At 73.7% G+C, this 16,720-nt stretch carries 14 protein-coding genes; 8 read left to right on the plus strand and 6 right to left on the minus strand.

The window, feature by feature from the left end:
• Positions 1-280: 280 nt before the first annotated feature.
• From MTQ01_RS23820 to MTQ01_RS23835, 4 genes are all read right to left on the minus strand, one after another.
• Positions 281-1,585 carry an MFS transporter gene (locus MTQ01_RS23820; RefSeq protein ID WP_247492931.1) on the minus strand — a complete coding sequence of 435 codons (1,305 nt, stop codon included), beginning with the start codon at positions 1,583-1,585 and terminating at the stop codon, positions 281-283.
• Positions 1,582-2,403 carry a Rossmann-like domain-containing protein gene (locus tag MTQ01_RS23825; RefSeq protein WP_247492932.1) on the minus strand — a complete coding sequence of 274 codons (822 nt, stop codon included), beginning with the start codon at positions 2,401-2,403 and terminating at the stop codon, positions 1,582-1,584. Before MTQ01_RS23825 ends, MTQ01_RS23820 begins: the two co-directional genes overlap by 4 nt.
• A gap of 117 nt (positions 2,404-2,520) precedes the next feature.
• Positions 2,521-3,555 carry a pyridoxal-phosphate dependent enzyme gene (locus tag MTQ01_RS23830; RefSeq protein WP_247492933.1) on the minus strand — a complete coding sequence of 345 codons (1,035 nt, stop codon included), beginning with the start codon at positions 3,553-3,555 and terminating at the stop codon, positions 2,521-2,523.
• Positions 3,548-4,324, minus strand: coding sequence for a methyltransferase (locus MTQ01_RS23835; protein ID WP_247492934.1), 777 nt, complete (start codon positions 4,322-4,324; stop codon positions 3,548-3,550). Before MTQ01_RS23835 ends, MTQ01_RS23830 begins: the two co-directional genes overlap by 8 nt.
• Positions 4,325-4,988: 664 nt before the next feature.
• Here MTQ01_RS23835 and MTQ01_RS23840 point away from each other — a divergent pair.
• From MTQ01_RS23840 to MTQ01_RS23860, 5 genes are all read left to right on the plus strand, one after another.
• Positions 4,989-5,501 (plus strand): SRPBCC family protein, encoded by a 513-nt coding sequence (locus tag MTQ01_RS23840; RefSeq protein ID WP_247492935.1) that lies wholly within the window; start codon positions 4,989-4,991, stop codon positions 5,499-5,501.
• 43 nt (positions 5,502-5,544) lie between these two features.
• Positions 5,545-7,920, plus strand: coding sequence for an FdhF/YdeP family oxidoreductase (locus tag MTQ01_RS23845; protein WP_247492936.1), 2,376 nt, complete (start codon positions 5,545-5,547; stop codon positions 7,918-7,920).
• Positions 7,921-8,239: 319 nt separating this feature from the next.
• A complete protein-coding gene (locus MTQ01_RS23850) occupies positions 8,240-9,316 on the plus strand; it encodes a ferric reductase-like transmembrane domain-containing protein (RefSeq protein WP_247492937.1) in 1,077 nt (358 codons plus the stop codon).
• 258 nt (positions 9,317-9,574) lie between these two features.
• Positions 9,575-10,618: a glycosyl hydrolase gene (locus MTQ01_RS23855; protein WP_247492938.1), complete on the plus strand. Its 1,044-nt coding sequence runs from the start codon at positions 9,575-9,577 to the stop codon at positions 10,616-10,618.
• A gap of 868 nt (positions 10,619-11,486) precedes the next feature.
• Entirely contained in the window at positions 11,487-11,969 is a 483-nt protein-coding gene (locus MTQ01_RS23860; protein WP_247492939.1) for a Rieske (2Fe-2S) protein, read from the plus strand.
• A gap of 247 nt (positions 11,970-12,216) precedes the next feature.
• Here MTQ01_RS23860 and MTQ01_RS23865 read toward each other — a convergent pair whose 3' ends face one another.
• Entirely contained in the window at positions 12,217-13,533 is a 1,317-nt protein-coding gene (locus MTQ01_RS23865) for an aminotransferase class I/II-fold pyridoxal phosphate-dependent enzyme (protein ID WP_247492940.1), read from the minus strand.
• Between the two features lie 53 nt (positions 13,534-13,586).
• On the opposite strand from MTQ01_RS23865, the gene MTQ01_RS23870 reads away from it, so the two are divergent.
• Complete coding sequence (locus MTQ01_RS23870) at positions 13,587-14,273, plus strand: pyridoxamine 5'-phosphate oxidase family protein (protein WP_247492941.1); 687 nt, start codon at positions 13,587-13,589, stop codon at positions 14,271-14,273.
• On the opposite strand, the gene MTQ01_RS23875 is transcribed toward MTQ01_RS23870, so the two are convergent.
• On the minus strand, positions 14,247-15,359 hold the full coding sequence (locus MTQ01_RS23875) for a DMT family transporter (protein WP_247492942.1): 1,113 nt from the start codon (positions 15,357-15,359) through the stop codon (positions 14,247-14,249). The two genes, MTQ01_RS23870 and MTQ01_RS23875, sit on opposite strands and share 27 nt — an antisense overlap.
• Positions 15,360-15,559: 200 nt before the next feature.
• Between MTQ01_RS23875 and MTQ01_RS23880 the strand changes: the two genes are divergently transcribed.
• Positions 15,560-15,781 (plus strand): hypothetical protein, encoded by a 222-nt coding sequence (locus MTQ01_RS23880; RefSeq protein ID WP_308294438.1) that lies wholly within the window; start codon positions 15,560-15,562, stop codon positions 15,779-15,781.
• Positions 15,782-15,862: 81 nt separating this feature from the next.
• Positions 15,863-16,684: a PhzF family phenazine biosynthesis protein gene (locus MTQ01_RS23885; RefSeq protein WP_247492943.1), complete on the plus strand. Its 822-nt coding sequence runs from the start codon at positions 15,863-15,865 to the stop codon at positions 16,682-16,684.
• The last annotated feature ends 36 nt before the right edge of the window (positions 16,685-16,720 follow it).

A 16,720-nucleotide genomic window follows, 5' to 3' on the forward strand; every position in this document is an offset into this window, starting at 1 on the left:
CGGCGGTGTCCGAACGTGCCCGATCCGAGACTGCGGCCCGGGCCCGCTCGCCGCGACCGCAGGCCGGCACCGCTCGACCGGTCGGGTGCTCCCGCGCCGAACCGCTCGCCGCGGCGCGGTTCCGGGGTGCGCGGCGGTCGGCGGTGTGCCTGCGTCCGGCGCCCGCCCCGCGCAGCGCCGGACCCGTCCTCGGCCCGTACGGCCCGCCCTTCGGCCCGCGCGCACGGACCGTCGCCCGCGGGCACGGCCGCGCCGACCTGCCCGGCGTACGGCGCCGCCGCTACCCGGCGTGCCGGGCGGGGGCCGACCGCAGGACCGTCCGGGCGAGAAGGAGGGCCACCAGTGTCAGCCCGCCCAGCGCCGCCGCCGTGCCGGGGTGGCCGCCGAGCGCGAGGCCCACGCCTCCGAGGCCCGCGCCGAGGAAGACGCCGAGGCTCATCCCGGCGGCGTTGACGCTGAGCGCCGTACCGCGCAGCGAGCCGCAGCGGCGTACGAGCAGCGTGGTGACGCAGGCGGCCACGACCGCGTGCCCGACGCCGACCAGTGCGGTCAGCACGAGAGCGGGGATCAGCGAGCCGGTGAAAAAGACGCCGACCACCGCGGCCGTGGCGACCAGCAGGGCCAGCGCCATCAGCGGCTCGGCGCGGACCCGCTGCCGCTCGGCGCTGAGCAGCCGCCCGGCGCACAGGTTCCCGAGGAAGAACGAGGTGCCGCTGAGAGTCCACACCAGCGCGAACATCCCGGGCCCCAGGCCGAATCTCTCGTCGTAGAAGGCGGCCAGATAGGCGAGGTACCCCATGAAGGCGGCGGTCCGCAGCATCGCGATCAGCAGCAGCGGGACCACCCCCGGCAGAGCGCCCAGCAACCGGAAGGACTCCAGATATCCGGGCCGCTCCGCGCGGGGCGCGCTCTGTGCGTCGGCGGCGCCGCGGCGGCGTCCACGCAGCAGGAAGTACAGGGCGAGGGCGCAGCAGATCGCGGCGATCGCCCACAGGTCGCCCTGCCAGCCCCACAGCAGCGCGGGCAGGGCCACCAGCGGCGCCGCGAGCAGAGCGGTCAGCGACTGCGTCGCGGTGACGAGGGTCGCCGCGCGGCCGGCGGCGGCGTCGTTGTCGAAGCGGTCGGCGGCTGCCGCGGTGAGCGCGGGGTTGAGCACCGCGGTGGCCGCGCCCACGAGCAGACAGAACGCCGCCAGGAGCAGCATGCCGCCGCCGGCGCCCAACGCGGCGGCCACTGCCAGTACGAGGAGCCCGCCGGCCGCCGCGTGGTCCCTTCGCACCCGGTCGATCAGCGGCGCGAGCGCGGTGCCGACGGCCAGGGCCGCGAGCCCGCCGAGGCCGCGGAGTTGGCCGAGCGAGGCGACGTCGCCGCCGGCCGTGTCGGCGATCGGCACGAGGAAGGTGCTGTAGATGGTGAAGGGCACCAGCCCGACCGCCGAGGCGAGCATGAACGGCCACAGCAGCCGCGTCATCCTCAGGTCCCCCGGCACCTCGGCGGCGGGCGGCTCGGGGGTGGCGGGCTGCTCGGCGGCGCCGGGTTCCGGCGCCCGGAGGTGGGCTCCCGGCTCGGGGGTCCTGGCGCTCATGACGCCTCCGACCGGTAGCGGTAGAGCGCGGTGGCGTCGGCGCTGAACTGGGAGAAGGGGAAGGGTTCGGCGGACAGCGCGGTCACCCCGGCGCCCAGGAAGGCCCGGGCGACGGCGCTGCCGCTCTGGGCGTACACCACCAGGGGCAGGCCCTGTTTGCGGCAGTGCTCCAGGATGCGGTCGAAGCTCCCGTTGCTCAGTGCCATTCCGGTCGCCACCACGGCGTCCGCCTCGGCGAGCACCTGCGTCATGTCGTCGGTGACGGGATCGCCCCACTGAGTGGTGGTCAGGTTGAAGTCGCAGGGCAGCGGGACGCCGCCGCGCCCGCGTATCGCCTCGACCAGCGGGTTGACGACGCCGATCAGTGCGACGCGCGACCCCGGGGCGATGTCCAGGAGCCCGGCGACGGCCGCGTCCCTGGCCCGTGCCCGTGCCTCGGGCGCACCCGCGGGCAGCACGACGGCCTCGGCGGTCGGTGCGTCGCGGTGCGGCTGCACCCGTCCGAGGTAGGCGTCGAGGGCGGCCAGGCGCACCGGTTCGCTCTCGTGCCGGACGAGGTCGTCGAGGCTGCGCCCGGAGGCGTCGGCGCAGAAGTCGGGCGTGAGCTCGCCGGTTTCGAACGCACAGGCGCCGAAGGCGTCGCCGGACCTCAGCAGCAGGTAGTGGTTCCGGTAGGTGACCGCGCTGCCGGCGAGCCGGGTGGTGTGGTGGAGCCAGAAGGCGCTGGTGACGTCCAGCTCCCGGGGCCGGGGACCGTGGGCGCCGTCGAGTACGGCGTCGGTCAGCTCGGACACGGAGTGCGGGGGCGAGGGGGACATGTCGGTTCCTTCGAAGGGGTGGTGACGGAGGTGGCGGCGTACGGGGCGTGGACGCCGCCCGCACGGGGGGTGCCGGGCCGTGGGACTGCCGACCGTGGGACTGCCAAGGGGGCGACGCTACGCCTTTTCGGGCACCGGCTCGGGGCGGCCGGACAGCCGGGCACGGTCACGCGGAGGCCAGTCCATCGCCGACCAGGGATGCCGCAACTCCTCGTGCCCGGCGGCCTCGTGGGGACGCATCGAACCCACCCCCACGGCGTCGGCGTGGCGGGCGTAGGCGGTGTCGACGTAGCGGTGCCCGGTGTCCGCGGCGAGGAAGACGTACGTGCCCTCGGCCGCGCGCTCGCGCTCCCAGAGCGTGGCGAGGTAGGCCGCCCCCGCCGAAAGGCCGGCGAAGATGCCGGAGACGCGCAGGAGTTCGACGGCGCCGGACATCGCGTAGTCGAAGTTGACCCAGTGGATGCGGTCGTAGAGCTCGTGCCGGACGTTGTGGAAGGGGATGGAGCTGCCGATGCCGGCGATGATCATGTCGGGGTCCGACACATGCTCGGCGCCGAAGGTGACGCTGCCGAACGGCTGCACCCCGACAAGCCTCACCTGCCGCCCCGCCTGCCGCAGACAGTCGGCGACGGCGCCGGTGGACGCGCCGGTTCCGACCCCGCCGACGAGTGTCAACGGCCCCTCGGGAACCTCCTTGCGGACGAGGTCGGCGACGTCCCGATAGCCGAGGTAGTGGATCGAGTCGTGGTACTGCCGCATCCAGTGGAAGTGCGGGTTCTCCCGCAGCAGTTCACCGATCCGCTCCACACGCAGGTTCTGGTCCAGGCGCAGGTTCCGGGAGGGCCGGACCTGCTCCAGGGTGGCGCCGAGGATCTCCAGCTGGACTCTGAGGGTGCGGTCGACCGTCGTCGATCCGACGATGTGGCAGCGCAGGCCGTAACGGTGGCAGGCGAGGGCGAGCGCGTGGGCGTAGATGCCGCTGGAGCTGTCCACGAGGGTGTCGCCGGGCTGCACCCGGCCGGTGGCCAGCAAATGGCGCACCGCGCCGAGCGCCGCGTACAGCTTCATCGTCTCGAAGCGCAGACAGATCGCGCCCGGCGGCACCGAGACGACGTCCGGTTCCTTCATGGCCTCGGCTATGTGCTCATGCATGTGCGGCCTCCCGGTCGGGCTGTGCGTGTCGGACGAACCTGAACAGCAGCGTCTGGCCTCCGCCGTCCTCCCCGGGCTCGCGGTGGACGACCTCGGGCCGAAAACCGCGGTCCGCTCCGTGCCCGACGATGCGCCGCAGATCCGCCTCGTCGGTCATCGCCAGGTGGATCTCGCCCTCGGGCGCGAGCAGTTCGCGGTCGGCGATCTGGTCGAAGAAGCGCGTGACGATCTCGGCGCCGACGGCGAGGCCGCGGACCACGGTCGGGTCGTCCCCGGGGCGCGGGTCGGCCGCGGGAGGGTTGAAGGTGACGGCGTCCAGGGAGCGGGAGCTCGGGAACTCCTCGAAGAGATGGCCGACCAGCGGGCGCACCACCGTGTCCGACCGACCCCCGAGGAGGCGCCGGCAGTGCGCGGCGGTCGTCGCGACGCTGTCCGGGTGGATGTCGCACGCCCAGACCTCCCGCGCCCCGAGCGCGCCGGCGATCACGGCCTCGACGCCGAGGCCGACCCCCATCGCGGCGTACGACCGGCCGGCGACGGCGATCGTGCCGTTCAGCAGCCGGTCGTGCAGGACGCGGCCGGTCCGATCCGGCGCGAAGACGCCCGGAGGCACCGTGAAGTCCCAGCCGTTGTAGCCGTACGTCCGCGTGGTGTGGATGGCGCGGGCCTGGCCGCCCCGCCCGGGGGCACCGCGCGGCGGCGGCGCCTCGGGCAGCGATCTCAGCAGGGCGCGGACGTCGTCCTGCGACGCCGCGGGCCGGTGGGTCATCGAGGTCTCCGTGATCGGGTGCGGGGTGTGAAGGCTGGTGGGACGCGGGGCGCGGGGCGGGACCTGCCGCCGGTGGGCGCGAGCGGTGGCGCCGGACGACTCGGGCACCGGCCGGCGCACGGCGGCACGGCCTCGTTCGGCGGTGGTCGTCGGGCCCGGAGCGGGACTCAGCATCCGGCTCCGGTCGGGGCGGCGGGCCGGGACGGGCGTGCGCCTCGGCCGCGTCGTGCGCCTCGGCCGCGTCGTGCGCCGGCCGGGCCTCGGGGCGAGGCGCCGAGCCGTTTCGCGCGGCGGTCGTGGCCGGTGGTCATGCTGCTCCCGAGCGGTTCGCGTGGACGTGCCCGGGGCCGTGTCCGCCGAACGAGAGTGTGGGCCCGAGCCCGAGCAGCATCCATCAGATGAAAATGATTGTCAATGCAATCCGGTCGCCGCACCGGCGGCTCCGGGCCGGCCGGCCTCCTCCAACTCCCCCGCGCGCCAACGCCGTTGGCCGGGAGCCGAACCCTCGTCCTCCTGCCCCGGCGGCAGACCGAAGCGCGCCCCGCGCACACGGCGCCGGCACCGTACGGTCCACCGCCGCCGCGCCCGGGCAAGATCCACGTGGCAGCGGCCCGCGGGCGCCGCGACACTCGGAGAGGACCAGCCGTCGGCGACGGGGCGAGCGATGACCACTGTCGAAGAGACCGTCCGGATCGCGGTGCCGGTGCGCACCGCCTACGACCAGTGGACCCGGTTCGGGATGTTTCCCCGCTTCATGCCCTCGGTGAAGAGGGTGGAGCAGGCCAGGCCGTCGCTCATGCGCTGGACGGTGGGCCTGGGACCGCTGCACCACTCGTTCACGACCGAGATCGTGGAGCAGCAGCCGGACACCCTGGTGCAGTGGCGGAGCCTGGACGGTCGGCACCGCGGCGAGGTGACGTTCCACGCGCTGGCCCCGGACCGTGCCGCCGTCACCGCGCGGTTGCAGGTCCTGCGGCCGGGCTTCGCGTTCCTCGCCTCAGACGCCCTCGGACTCCTCCGGCGCCTGATGCGGGCCGAGCTGACGCACTTCAAGGAGTTCGTCGAGAACCGGGGCCGGGAGGTCGAGGGCTGGCGCGGGACGATTCGCGACGGGCGGGTCTGCCCGGTGGACACCACCCCGCCGTGGAGCAGCGTGCCCCGGTGGCCGGTGGGCTGAACGAGCGGTGGGCCGTACGAGCGGTACGAGAGCGGAGGTCGCTGTGACGCACAGGCCGGCGGGCGAGGAGCCCGAAGAGGAACTCTCGGTGACCGCGCCCAAGAAGTGGGCGGCGGGTGTGCCCGCGGTCGCGCACGCCCTGGAGTACTCCCTGGAGGAGACCTCCGCGCGCCGCACCGGGCTGACACTTCTCAACATGAACCAGGTCGACGGGATCGACTGCCCCGGCTGCGCCTGGGCCGACCCCGCGCCCGGCCGCCGGCACCTCAACGAGTACTGCGAGAACGGCGCCAAGCACATCAACGACGAGGCCACGACCCGGCGGATCACCACGGACTTCTTCCGCGAGCATTCGATCCCGGAGCTGGCCGAACGCTCCGACCTCTGGCTCAACCAACAGGGCCGGCTCACCGAGCCGATGGTCAAACGCCCCGGTTCGCAGCACTACGAGCCCATCGAGTGGGACGACGCCCTGGACCTGATCGCCGACGAGCTGAAGTCGGCGGCCTCCCCCGACGAGGCCGTCTTCTACACCTCGGGCCGGGTGAGCAACGAGGCCGCCTTCGTCCTCCAGCTGCTCGCTCGCGCACACGGCACCAACAACCTGCCGGACTGCAGCAACATGTGCCACGAGTCCAGCGGTTTCGCGCTGCACGAGACGCTCGGCACCGGCAAGGGGACGGTGAGCCTGGAAGACCTGCACCAGGCCGACCTGATCTTCCTCGTCGGGCAGAACCCCGGCAGCAACCACCCGCGCCAGCTCTCCGCGCTGGAGGAGGCCAAGCGCAACGGGGCCCGCGTCGTCGCGGTCAACCCCCTGCCGGAGGCGGGTCTGCTGAGGTTCAGGAACCCGCAGAAGGCACGCGGTGTGATCGGTCGCGGCGTACCGATCGCCGACCGGTTCCTGCAGATCCGCAGCGGCGGCGACCTCGCCCTCTTCCAGGGGCTGAACCGGCTGCTACTGGAGGCCGAGGACGCACGGCCCGGCGGCGTGCTGGACCACGACTTCATCCGCTCGCACACCCACGGCTTCGAGGAGTTCTCGCGTCACGCCCGGTCCGTCGAGTGGGAGGACATCCTGCGGGCGACCGGGCTCACGCGCGCCGAGATCGAGCTGGTGCGCAACGACGTGCTGCACAGCGAACGGGTCGTCGTCTGCTGGGCGATGGGCATCACCCAGCACAAGCACGGCGTCCCGACGATCAGGGAGATCGTCAACTTCCTGCTGCTGCGCGGGAATCTCGGCAGGGTCGGCACGGGCGCCTGTCCGGTCCGCGGCCACAGCAACGTGCAGGGCGACCGCACCATGGGCATCTGGGAGCAGATGCCCGACTCCTTCCTCGACGCGCTGCGCGAGGAGTTCGGCTTCGAGCCGCCGCGGGAGCACGGGCTCGACTCGGTCGACTCGATCAGGGCCATGCACGAGGGACGGGTCAGGGTCTTCCTCGGAGTGGCGGGCAACTTCGTGATGGCGGCTCCGGACACGGAGTTCACCGTGGCGGCGATGCGCAGATGCCGTCTGACGGCGCACGTCTCGACCAAGCTCAACAGATCGCACACGGTCTGCGGCGAGACCGCGCTGATCCTGCCGACCCTGGGCCGCACCGAGGTCGACGTACAGTCCGGCGGCGAGCAGTTCGTCACCGTGGAGAACTCGATGAGCGAGGTGCACACCTCGCACGGACGGCTGGAGCCGGCGTCGAGTCGGCTGCTCAGCGAGGTCGCCATTCTGTGCCGGCTGGCGCGCCGCACCGTGGGCGGTCGGGTCGACATCCCCTGGGAGCGGTTCGAGGCCGACTACGGATCGATCCGGGACCGCATCGCTCGCATCGTTCCGGGGTTCCGGGACTTCAACCGGCGAGTGGTCCGCCCCGGCGGCATCCTGCTGCCCAACCCGGTCAACGAAGGAGTCTTCGTGACCTCGGTGGGCAAGGCGCTGTTCACCCGCAACGCCTGGGAGATGCCGCAGGCCCCGCCCGGACACCTGCTGCTGCAGACGCTTCGCTCGCACGACCAGTGGAACACGGTCCCGTACGCGAACAACGACCGCTACCGGGGCATCCACGGGAGCCGCAGGGTGGTTCTGGTCAGTGCGCACGACATCGCCGAACTCGGCCTGACCGAGAATCAGTTGGTCGATCTGGTCGGCGTGTGGGACGGCGGGGAGGAGCGCCGCGCGGAGGACTTCCGCGTCGTCCCCTACCCGACGAGCCGGGGCTGCGCGGCGGCGTACTACCCCGAGACCCAGGTGCTGGTGCCGCTGGGCAGCGTGGCGGACATCAGCAATCAGCCCACGTCGAAGTCGCTGGTGGTCCGCCTGGAACCCGCACCCGCACGCACACGAGCGGGCACCGCGAGGGCCGCGGGGACGGGGTCGGCGTCGGGAGCGGCGTCGGCTTCGGAAGCGGGGGCGGGCTGACGGGGCCGCGGGCGCCCGAAGCGAGGCCCGGCCGGCCGTCCTCAACGAGCAGGCGCGACTCCGCGACGGCCACCTCGTCCACCCTCCGGGCCCGGGGCGCCCCGACGCACGCCAGGGCGAGAGGTGGGCGGCGACTCGGGACGGGACGCGGGAAGCCCGTCGCCGTCCGCCAGGTCTGATCATCGTCTTCCGTACCGGGATACGTGCAGATACCCTCCACCGTGGGGCAGTTGGCCGTCCACGAACTCCCCTGTGTGGGTCTCCCGTCAGTGCTCCGCGAGAACAGCAGGAGGGCGAGTTCGTGGTGCCGAATTCCTCCGTGTCGACAACGCCCGGTCCCGGCCGCGGCAAGGACCGCGGCCGGTTCGACTGGGCGGCGCTGCGCGCCGATCTGCGGGGCGCCGTCCCCGACGCGTCGCTCGCCCTGCTGATCACGGTGTTGATCTACTGGCTGCTCTACGTCCGTGTGGAGAACGGCAGTTCGGCGACGATCAAGATCATGCCGATGCTGGCGGACGCCGACGAGTTCTGGATGTACTGGATGTGCCAGGCGTTCGGCTGGTCGGCGATGCTGTGGGCGTACGCCACGGTGGTCTTCGGGCTGCTGCGCTCGGGGCCGAGGCCGCGTCTGCGCCGGCTCTCCGCGGCGCGGCTGGAGAAGTGGCACCGCACCACCAGCCTGACCACCATCGGGCTGATGTTCATGCACGCGCTGTTCTTCTTCCTGGAGCAGATACGCACCAACCGGGACCAGTGGTCGACCGGGCGCAGCGTGTGGACCGCCTTCGTCGACGTGTTCGTGCCGGGCGGTTACGCCACCGGCACCGGCCGGGTCGCCATCCTGGTGGGCCTGTTGGCCCTCTATCTGGCCATCCCCCTGGGGCTCGCCTTCTACCTCCGCCACCGCACCGGCTCCCGCGCGTGGCTGGCGCTGCACCGCTTCGCCATCGTCGTCTACATACTGAGCGCCTGGCACACGCTGCTCTACACCACGCAGGGCTGGTTCGACGGACCGTTCCGCACCATGCTCTGGGTGCTCCAGATCCCCATCGCGCTGTTGCTCCTCGCCCGCTTGGCGGCGCCGGCCCGTCGCAGTGAACGCCTCACCGCCCGCGGAGCGCGCACCCGCGAGAGCGCACTGCCGCTCAGTGCCCGGTGGCTGGGCCGGGCCGCGGTGGTCGCCGTGCTGCTCGCCCTGGTGGCGGTGGTCGTCAGCGGGGTGGACGGCGGACGTTCACCGCAGGACGCGCCGCTGGCGCCCTGGCCCGAGAAGTGGGTGCTGTGGGTCGGGCTGGCGCTCTTCGTCCTCGCTGCCGCGGTCGCGGTGGTCCGCGTCCGCCGCCGCTCGGAGGACGCAGCCGCCTCCAGGGCGAACGGGCCCGCCGGCCCTGGCTGAGCACGGCGCGGACACGTGCCCGGGCCCCGGGTGCGCCGGGCGGGGGACGTCAACCGACGGGCAGACGCGGGGAGTTGGCGCCCGCTTCGACGGCCTCACGCCGAGCGCCCCGGTCCCCGGCTTCGGCCACCTCGGACGGGCGCGATCGCTAGATTGTGCGGTGCGCCGGGGAGTTGGACGCTCCTGCACATCCACGGCGCGGCACCACCGGACTCCCCCGCGACGCAACGTCCCTGTCCCCCCACGAAAGAGACGTCCATGCGTATCCACCGAAGTCTGCGCTCCACCCGCCGTTCGCTCGCCGCGCTGGGCGTTGCCGTCCTCACCGCGGCAGCCGCGGCCCTGAGCCTGGCTCCCACCTCCGCCCAGGCGCTGCCCACCGCCGACAAACAGGCCGTACTGGACTACCTGCACTCCGTCCGGGGGTCGGGAATCGTCTCGGGCCAGCACAACAAGGAACCGGCCAACCAGCCCTCGCAGTACACCAAGCAGGTGCACGACATCACCGGCGAGTACCCCGGCCTGTGGGGCGGCGACCTGATGTTCCGCGAACAGGACGCACGGGACCGGCAGTTGGTGATCGACCAGGCGAAGACGGAGTGGGCCAACGGCTCGCTGGTCGCCCTGTCCTGGCACGCCTGCCCGCCCACCGGGCCGTCCACCTGCGAGTTCGAGGGCGGGGTGAAGTCCGACATCACCCCGCAGGAGTTCCGCGACATCGTCACGGACGGCACCGAGCTCAACGCGACCTGGAAGAGCCGCCTGGACGAGATCGCGCCCTACCTCGAGCAGCTCCAGGACGACGGAATCCCGGCGCTCTTCCGGCCCTTCCACGAGATGAACGAGTCGTGGAACTGGTGGGGCGAGCAGCCCGGCGAGGACGGCGGCGCCCGGCTCTTCCAGCTCACCCGCGACTACCTCGAGGACACCAGGGGACTCGACAACCTGGTCTGGGTGTGGAACGTCCAGGACAACCCCGACGGCGGCTGGGACAGCTACTACCCCGGTGACGACTACGCCGACGTCGTCTCGCTCGACGTCTGGTACAAGGGCCACCCCAGCGACGCGGACTACCGCCAACTGCGGGACATAGCCGGCGACAAGCCGATCGCGCTCGCCGAGATGGGCAGGGTTCCGGACGCCCAGCTGCTGGAGAGCCAGACGGAGTGGACCTACTTCATGGTGTGGTCGGAGCAGTTGCGCGAGGACAACACCGACGAGGAGATCCAGGCCGCCTACTACCACTCCCGCACGCTCAACCAGGGCGAGCTGGCGATGGACTCCGCAGCCGGCCGACGCTGAGCAACCGGCCTCTCGCGTCCCGGCTCCGCCGACCGGCTGCCCCACCGGGCCCCGGCAGCGGAGCCGGGGCGAACCGAACCTGCCGTTGCGGTGCGCCGAACGGAGCGCCGGCGCGGCGCGTCCGTGGAGAGCACCGGTGGGACGCGCCCGCGGAGACCGGTGGGGCGCGTCCGGCGTCCGCGCCCGGTCGGCCGCAGTTCGACGGACCCCGAGCCGATCGGCCGCTACCGTCGCCGCGGAGCGGAGCGGGCCCTTCGGCGGCCGCCCCCTCCCTTGGCCTTCTTCCGCTTCGCGGCCCCACGGCCGACCTCCCGCAGGACGCGGGCGACGAGAGTCAGAGCACGCAGGGCTGGCATCGCATCGCCCTCTTCCTGTGACGGGGTGCGCCCTCGCGGGACGCCCGGGCTGCCGGTACTGCTCGCCACCACTGTCCGGCGCGCCCGCACACGGCGCCACAGCTGCCGAGTCGAACGAGTGGCCCCTCGCCGCCGACCGCGAGCAGCACGTCCTGCGGCGAGCACCTCCCTCCGTGGGAACACCCAGGGGCAGGCGCGCCCACGGAGCAGGTACGCCCCGGCGGCGGCACACCCCGGGCGGGTCGGTCCGCCCGCGGGCCCGTCCGTCCGTGGACGCGTCCGTCCGCGGGCCCGTCCGCCCGTGGACGCGTCCGTCCGCGGGCCCGTCCGCCCGTGGGCGCGGGCAGACGCACGCACGTCCGGCAGCGCACACGTTGAACGCGCGGGCGCCGCGGCGCGTACTGGAGGTCACGGAGTCCGGGCGCCCCCGACGGCTCCGTACCGCCCGGGGTCGGCGGGCCGGCCGCAGTGGCGGTGTCGCCGATCCGGTTCCCGAGCAGGAAGGACCACCCATGTCCGCAGCAAGGGCCAGCCGTCGCGCCGTGCTCACCGCCGCCGGAGCCGCCGGCCTCACCACCGCGCTCGCCGCCTGCGGCGGTTCCGAGGACAAGGGCGCAGACGGTTCGAGCGATTCCGAGGACCGGTCCGCCGAGGGCAAGGAGTCGCCCGAGGACGGTGAAGAGGGCGGCGGTGAAGAGGGCGGCGGCGGAAAGGAGTTGGCCAGGACCGACGACATCCAGCCCGGCGAGGGCAAGGTGTTCCGCGAGGAGAAGGTCGTGGTGGTGCAGCCGACGGAGGGCGAGTTCAAGGCGTACTCGGCCGAGTGCACCCACAAGGGGTGCCTGGTGAGCTCAGTCAAGGACGGCTCGATCAACTGCGCCTGCCACCAGAGCGCGTTCTCCGTGGCGGACGGCAGCGTCACGGGCGGACCCGCCCGCGAGCCGCTGCCGGAGGCGCGCATCAACGTCGAGGGCGGCAGCATCAGGCTCGGTTGAGACCGCGGCGCCGGGTGCGCCGGGCGCCAACCGGCCGCGCGTCACCGCCGGTTCGCGCCCGGCGCACCGGTGCGCAGCCGTGCGCCGCCGGCCCGTCGCCGCCCGCCTGCGCGACGGCGTGCGACACCGTACGGCGGCGCGGCGCCTCCGGTTGGCTGCACCGCGGCACGACGCCGCACCCGGGCTCGTACGCGCACACCGTCACGGTGCGCGTCCGCAGCCGCGCCGCCGCCGCGCCGTCGGGCGCTCAGCCGTAGCGGCGGGCCGGCCCCGGACGCACCGCCTCAGCCACGGCGTCGGCGAGGGCGTCGATGCGCGCGTCCGCCAGACCCGAGACGGTCAGCCGGACCGCGGGCGGGGAGGAGAGCCGGAACCGGGCGCCGGGCGCGACCGCCCAACCGGCCAGCAGCAGCCTGCTGACCACGGCGCTCTCCTCGGGCACCGGCACCCACACGTTCATCCCACTGCGCCCCTGCGCCCGTACTCCCTGCCGCGCCAGCCGGTCCAGCAGCCGCCCCCGGCTCCGGTCGTACGCGGCGCCGACTGCGGCGGGGTCGACGGCGCCGGCGCGCCACAGCTCGCTGACGGTCGTCTGGAGGAGGTGGCTCACCCAGCCCGGGCCGAGCCGCTGGCGGCCCCGGACCCGGTCGAGGGTGACCTCGTCGCCGGTCAGTACGGCGAGCCGCAGGTCCGGTCCGTACGCCTTGGCGGTGGAGCGCACCAGCGCCCAGTGCCTGGTGGCTCCGGCGAGCAGCTGCGGCGGGGCGGCGACGATGCCGTGCCCGTGGTCGTCCTCGATCAGCAGCGTTTCGGGGCGGGCTGCGAGCAGTGGGCGCAGCTCCTTCGCGCGGTCGGCGGACAGCGCCGCGCCGGTGGGGTTCTGCGCCCGGGTGGTGACCAGCAGGGCCCTCGCCCCGCGTTCGAGCGCGCCCGCCACCGACGCCGGCAGCGGGCCGTCGTCGTCGAGCGCGACGGGCACCGGACGCAGCCCGAGGGAGGGGACCAGGTCGAGCAGGCTTCCCCACCCGGGGTCCTCGAGAGCGACCGCGTCACCGGGACGCAGATGGGCGGCGAGCACGCGCTCGATCGCGTCGGAGGCGCCCGAGGTCGCGGCGAGGGGCCCGGGCGGTACGCCGTCGCGCAGCAGCTGCTCGCGCGCCAGAGTCTCGAACTCCTCGGCGAGGGAGGGCCCGCCGTACAACGGGGCGCCGGCGCCGTACCGGGGCGCCGCGGCGGCGAGCGCGGCCCGGAGCGAGGGCAGCAGGGCCGGGTCGGGGTTGCCCTGCGAGACGTCCGCCACTCCCTGCGGCACCTGCACGCCCAGCGTCTCGCGCGGCGTGGTGGCGGGCCGCTCGCGGATGCGGCTGCCGCGTCGTCCGGCGGTCTCGATCACTCCGCGCTCGCGCAGAGTGCGGTACGCGGCGGCCACCGTGTTGGGGTTCACGCCGAGCTGAGCGGCCAACTGCCTGATGGGCGGGAGCAGTTGCCCCGGCGCCAGCTCCCCCGAGCCGAGTTCGCCCTCCACGCTGAGGGCGATCTCGGCTGCGTTCGTTCCTTCGATCATCTATCCTCCTCACACAAACAACATTATGCACTAATACAGAATCGAGGCACGCCGTGGGCACCGACTACCCGACGACCGAACGCAACGTCCCCACCCGCAACCCCGGCCGGGCCCACTACGACCGCGCGACCGTGCACGCGATACTCGACAGCGGCTTCCTGTGCCATCTGGGATTCGTGCGCGACGGCGCACCCGTCGTACTGCCCACCATGTACGTGCGCCACGGCGAGCAGATCTACCTCCACGGCTCCACCGGATCGCGGCCGATGCTCGCCGGCCGCGGCGACGAGGGCCTGCCGGTGTGCGTCACCGTGACCCACGTCGACGCACTGGTGCTGGCCCGCTCAGCAATGCACCACTCGCTCAACTACCGCTCGGTGATGGTCCACGGCACCGCCCGCACGGTCACCGACACCGACCACAAGGCGGCCATGCTGGACGCCCTCGTCGAACGCGTCGCCCCCGGCAGGTCGCAGGACATCCGGCGGGCCGACGCGCGTGAACTCGCGGCCACCGCGCTGCTCCGCGTGGATCTGGCCGAGGTCTCCGCGAAGGTGCGCGAGGGCGGCCCCAACGACGACGAGGAGGACCTCGGACTGCCGCACTGGAGCGGCATCGTGCCGGTGCGCACCGTCCACGGCGCACCGGAGCCCGCGGCCGATCTGGACCCCTCGATCCCCGTGCCCGCCTACCTCGGCGACCTCGACCGCACGCTACGAACCGCCGCTGCCGGGCGGTGAGTCGGTCGGCCCCGTCCGGCCCGCGGAACCCGCCCGCCCCGCAGCGTCCAGCGGCGCCCGCGGGCCGCCCCGGCCGGGCGGTTCCGCGGGCCCGGACCGGCCGGCGGGTTTCGGGCGCCGCCCGCCACCACCCCGGGCGACGGGCTCCGCGGCGGCCTGCAGGGGCGTCGTGCGCTGCGCGATCAGCGCGCCGGTGAGCACCAGCGCACCGCCCAGGACCTGGATCGCGCCCAGCCGCTCCCCCAGCAGGAACCAGGCCAGCACCGTGGCGACGACCGCCTCCAGACAGGCGACCACCCCGGCGACCTGCGGGGAGAGCCGGCGGATGGAGAGCACCCCGGTCAGATAGGCCAGCACGGTCGCCACCAGGACCGTCCAGGCCGCGAGCACGTATCCCGGCACCTCGAAGCCGTCCATCGCCGCGTACCGGCCGAGCACCGCCCACTCCATGTCCCACGGCCGGGCCAGGACGGTCAGGAGCAGCGCACCGACGAGCAGGCCGTAGGCGATCACCCCGGCCGGCTCGGGCGGCGGCCGGTGGTCGCCGGCGCTGCCGTGGTCGGAGAGCACGAGGTATCCGACCTGGCAGCAGGCGGCGGCGAGTGCGAGTGCGACGCCGAGCGCGTCGAAGCCGAGCCCCGCCCACAGTTCGACGACGCAGGCCAGGCCCGCCACCGCGATGACGACGCCGACGGCCGCCTCGCGGCTCACCGGGCGGCGCTGCACGAACCGCACCCAACCCAGCACCAGGGCGGGAGCCAGATACTCGATCAACAGCGCCACTCCCACCGGGATGCGCGCGATGGCGGCGAAGTAGCACGCCTGCACCCCGGCGACGCCCAGCATGCCGAACCCCAGCAGCAGCGCCGGGCGTTCGCGCACCAGGCGGCGGTGGCGCCAGGCGAGCGGAAGCAGCACCAGGGCCGCGCCCGCGGCCCGCAGCCAGGCCACCTGGAGCGGAGCGAGACCGGCCTCGATGAGCGGTTTGGCCATCACCCCGGAACCGCCGAAGGCGAGGGCGGACACCAGCGCGAGGGTCAGGCCCAGCCTGCGTACGGGCGCGGCTGCGCGGTCGGGGGCGTGCATCCGCACATCATGCCGCCCGGACGACATGAGTGTCGAGGCGTTGACACCTGTCCCACCGGCTCCAGCCGACCCGACGAACCGTCAACTGCCTTCCCCCGAACGTGATTTGATCCCACCCGCGGATCGATCGGCGAAACCGCCGTACCCCTCCCGCACGTCCTGGGAGCTGACCGCCACCGCCGAACCGGCCGAGGAGTCCGATGGCCACCACCCGTACAGGTCCGCGCGTCTGCGTCTGGATGGTGGCGCTGCCCGCGCCCGGGGGACGTGAGTACGTCTACCGCGTGTACGCACCGCCGGACGCGCTGCCGGGCGACGTGTTCTGGTCCGCCTTCCACTGCCACGACGGCAGCCAGGACGCCGGTCGTCTGCCACGGGTGTCCGACGCGTTCGACGCCGCCGAGATCTGGCGCCTGGACTGACCCGGGACGATCGTCGACGGCCGAGTCCCGGGGCCGGGCACGACGCCGACCGGCAGCGCCCGCCGCTCGTATGCTCGCCCCATGAGGATCCACTTCGTCGACACCTTCACCGATCGCCCCTTCTCCGGGAACCCCGCCGCCGTGGTCCTGCTGGAGGACGGCTTCCCTCCCGACGAACGTCTCCAGCGTCTCGCCTCGCAGCTGAACCTCTCCGAGACCGCCTACGCCCGCCCGCTCCCGCCGGGCGCCGAGGCCGACTGGGCGCTGCGCTGGTTCACACCGGCCGCCGAGGTACGGCTGTGCGGTCACGCCACTCTCGCCACCGCGCACGTGCTGCGCATCTCCGGCAGGCTCGCCGGCGAGGTCCGATTCGCCACCCTCAGCGGCGTGTTGACGGCCACCGGGGAGACCGAGGGGCCTCTCACGCTCGACTTCCCCACCGCTCCGCTCACGCCCGTGCAGGACCTGGCGGGCGCCAGCGAGGCACTGGGCGGCACCCGGATCCGCTCCGCCTGGCGCACCGGCCCCGACGTGGGGGACCTGCTGCTGGAGGTCGAGGACGAGCGCGCCGTGCGCAGCGTCAGCCCCGCCCCGGGGAGGCTGGCGGGCCTCTCCGACCGCGGAGTGATCGTCACCGCGCGGGCGGCCGACGCGTCCTCAGCCTACGACTACGTCTCCCGCTGCTTCTACCCGGACGTCGGTGTCGGCGAGGACCCGGTCACCGGCAGCGCCCACACCGCCCTCGCGCCGTTCTGGTCACCGCGCCTGGGGTCGGAGCAACTGGTCGGGTACCAGGCGTCCGCACGCGGCGGGATCGTGCACACCACGGTGCGCGGGGAACGGACGCTGCTCGGCGGTGACGCGGTCGCGGTGATGGACGCGGAGCTGCGCGTACCCCTGTGACGCCGGCCGGGCGCAGGAGCCCCCGCGACCGCCGGG

It is taken from the genome of Streptomyces sp. XM4193 (genome assembly GCF_023072595.1).
Taxonomy (GTDB): domain Bacteria; phylum Actinomycetota; class Actinomycetes; order Streptomycetales; family Streptomycetaceae; genus Streptomyces.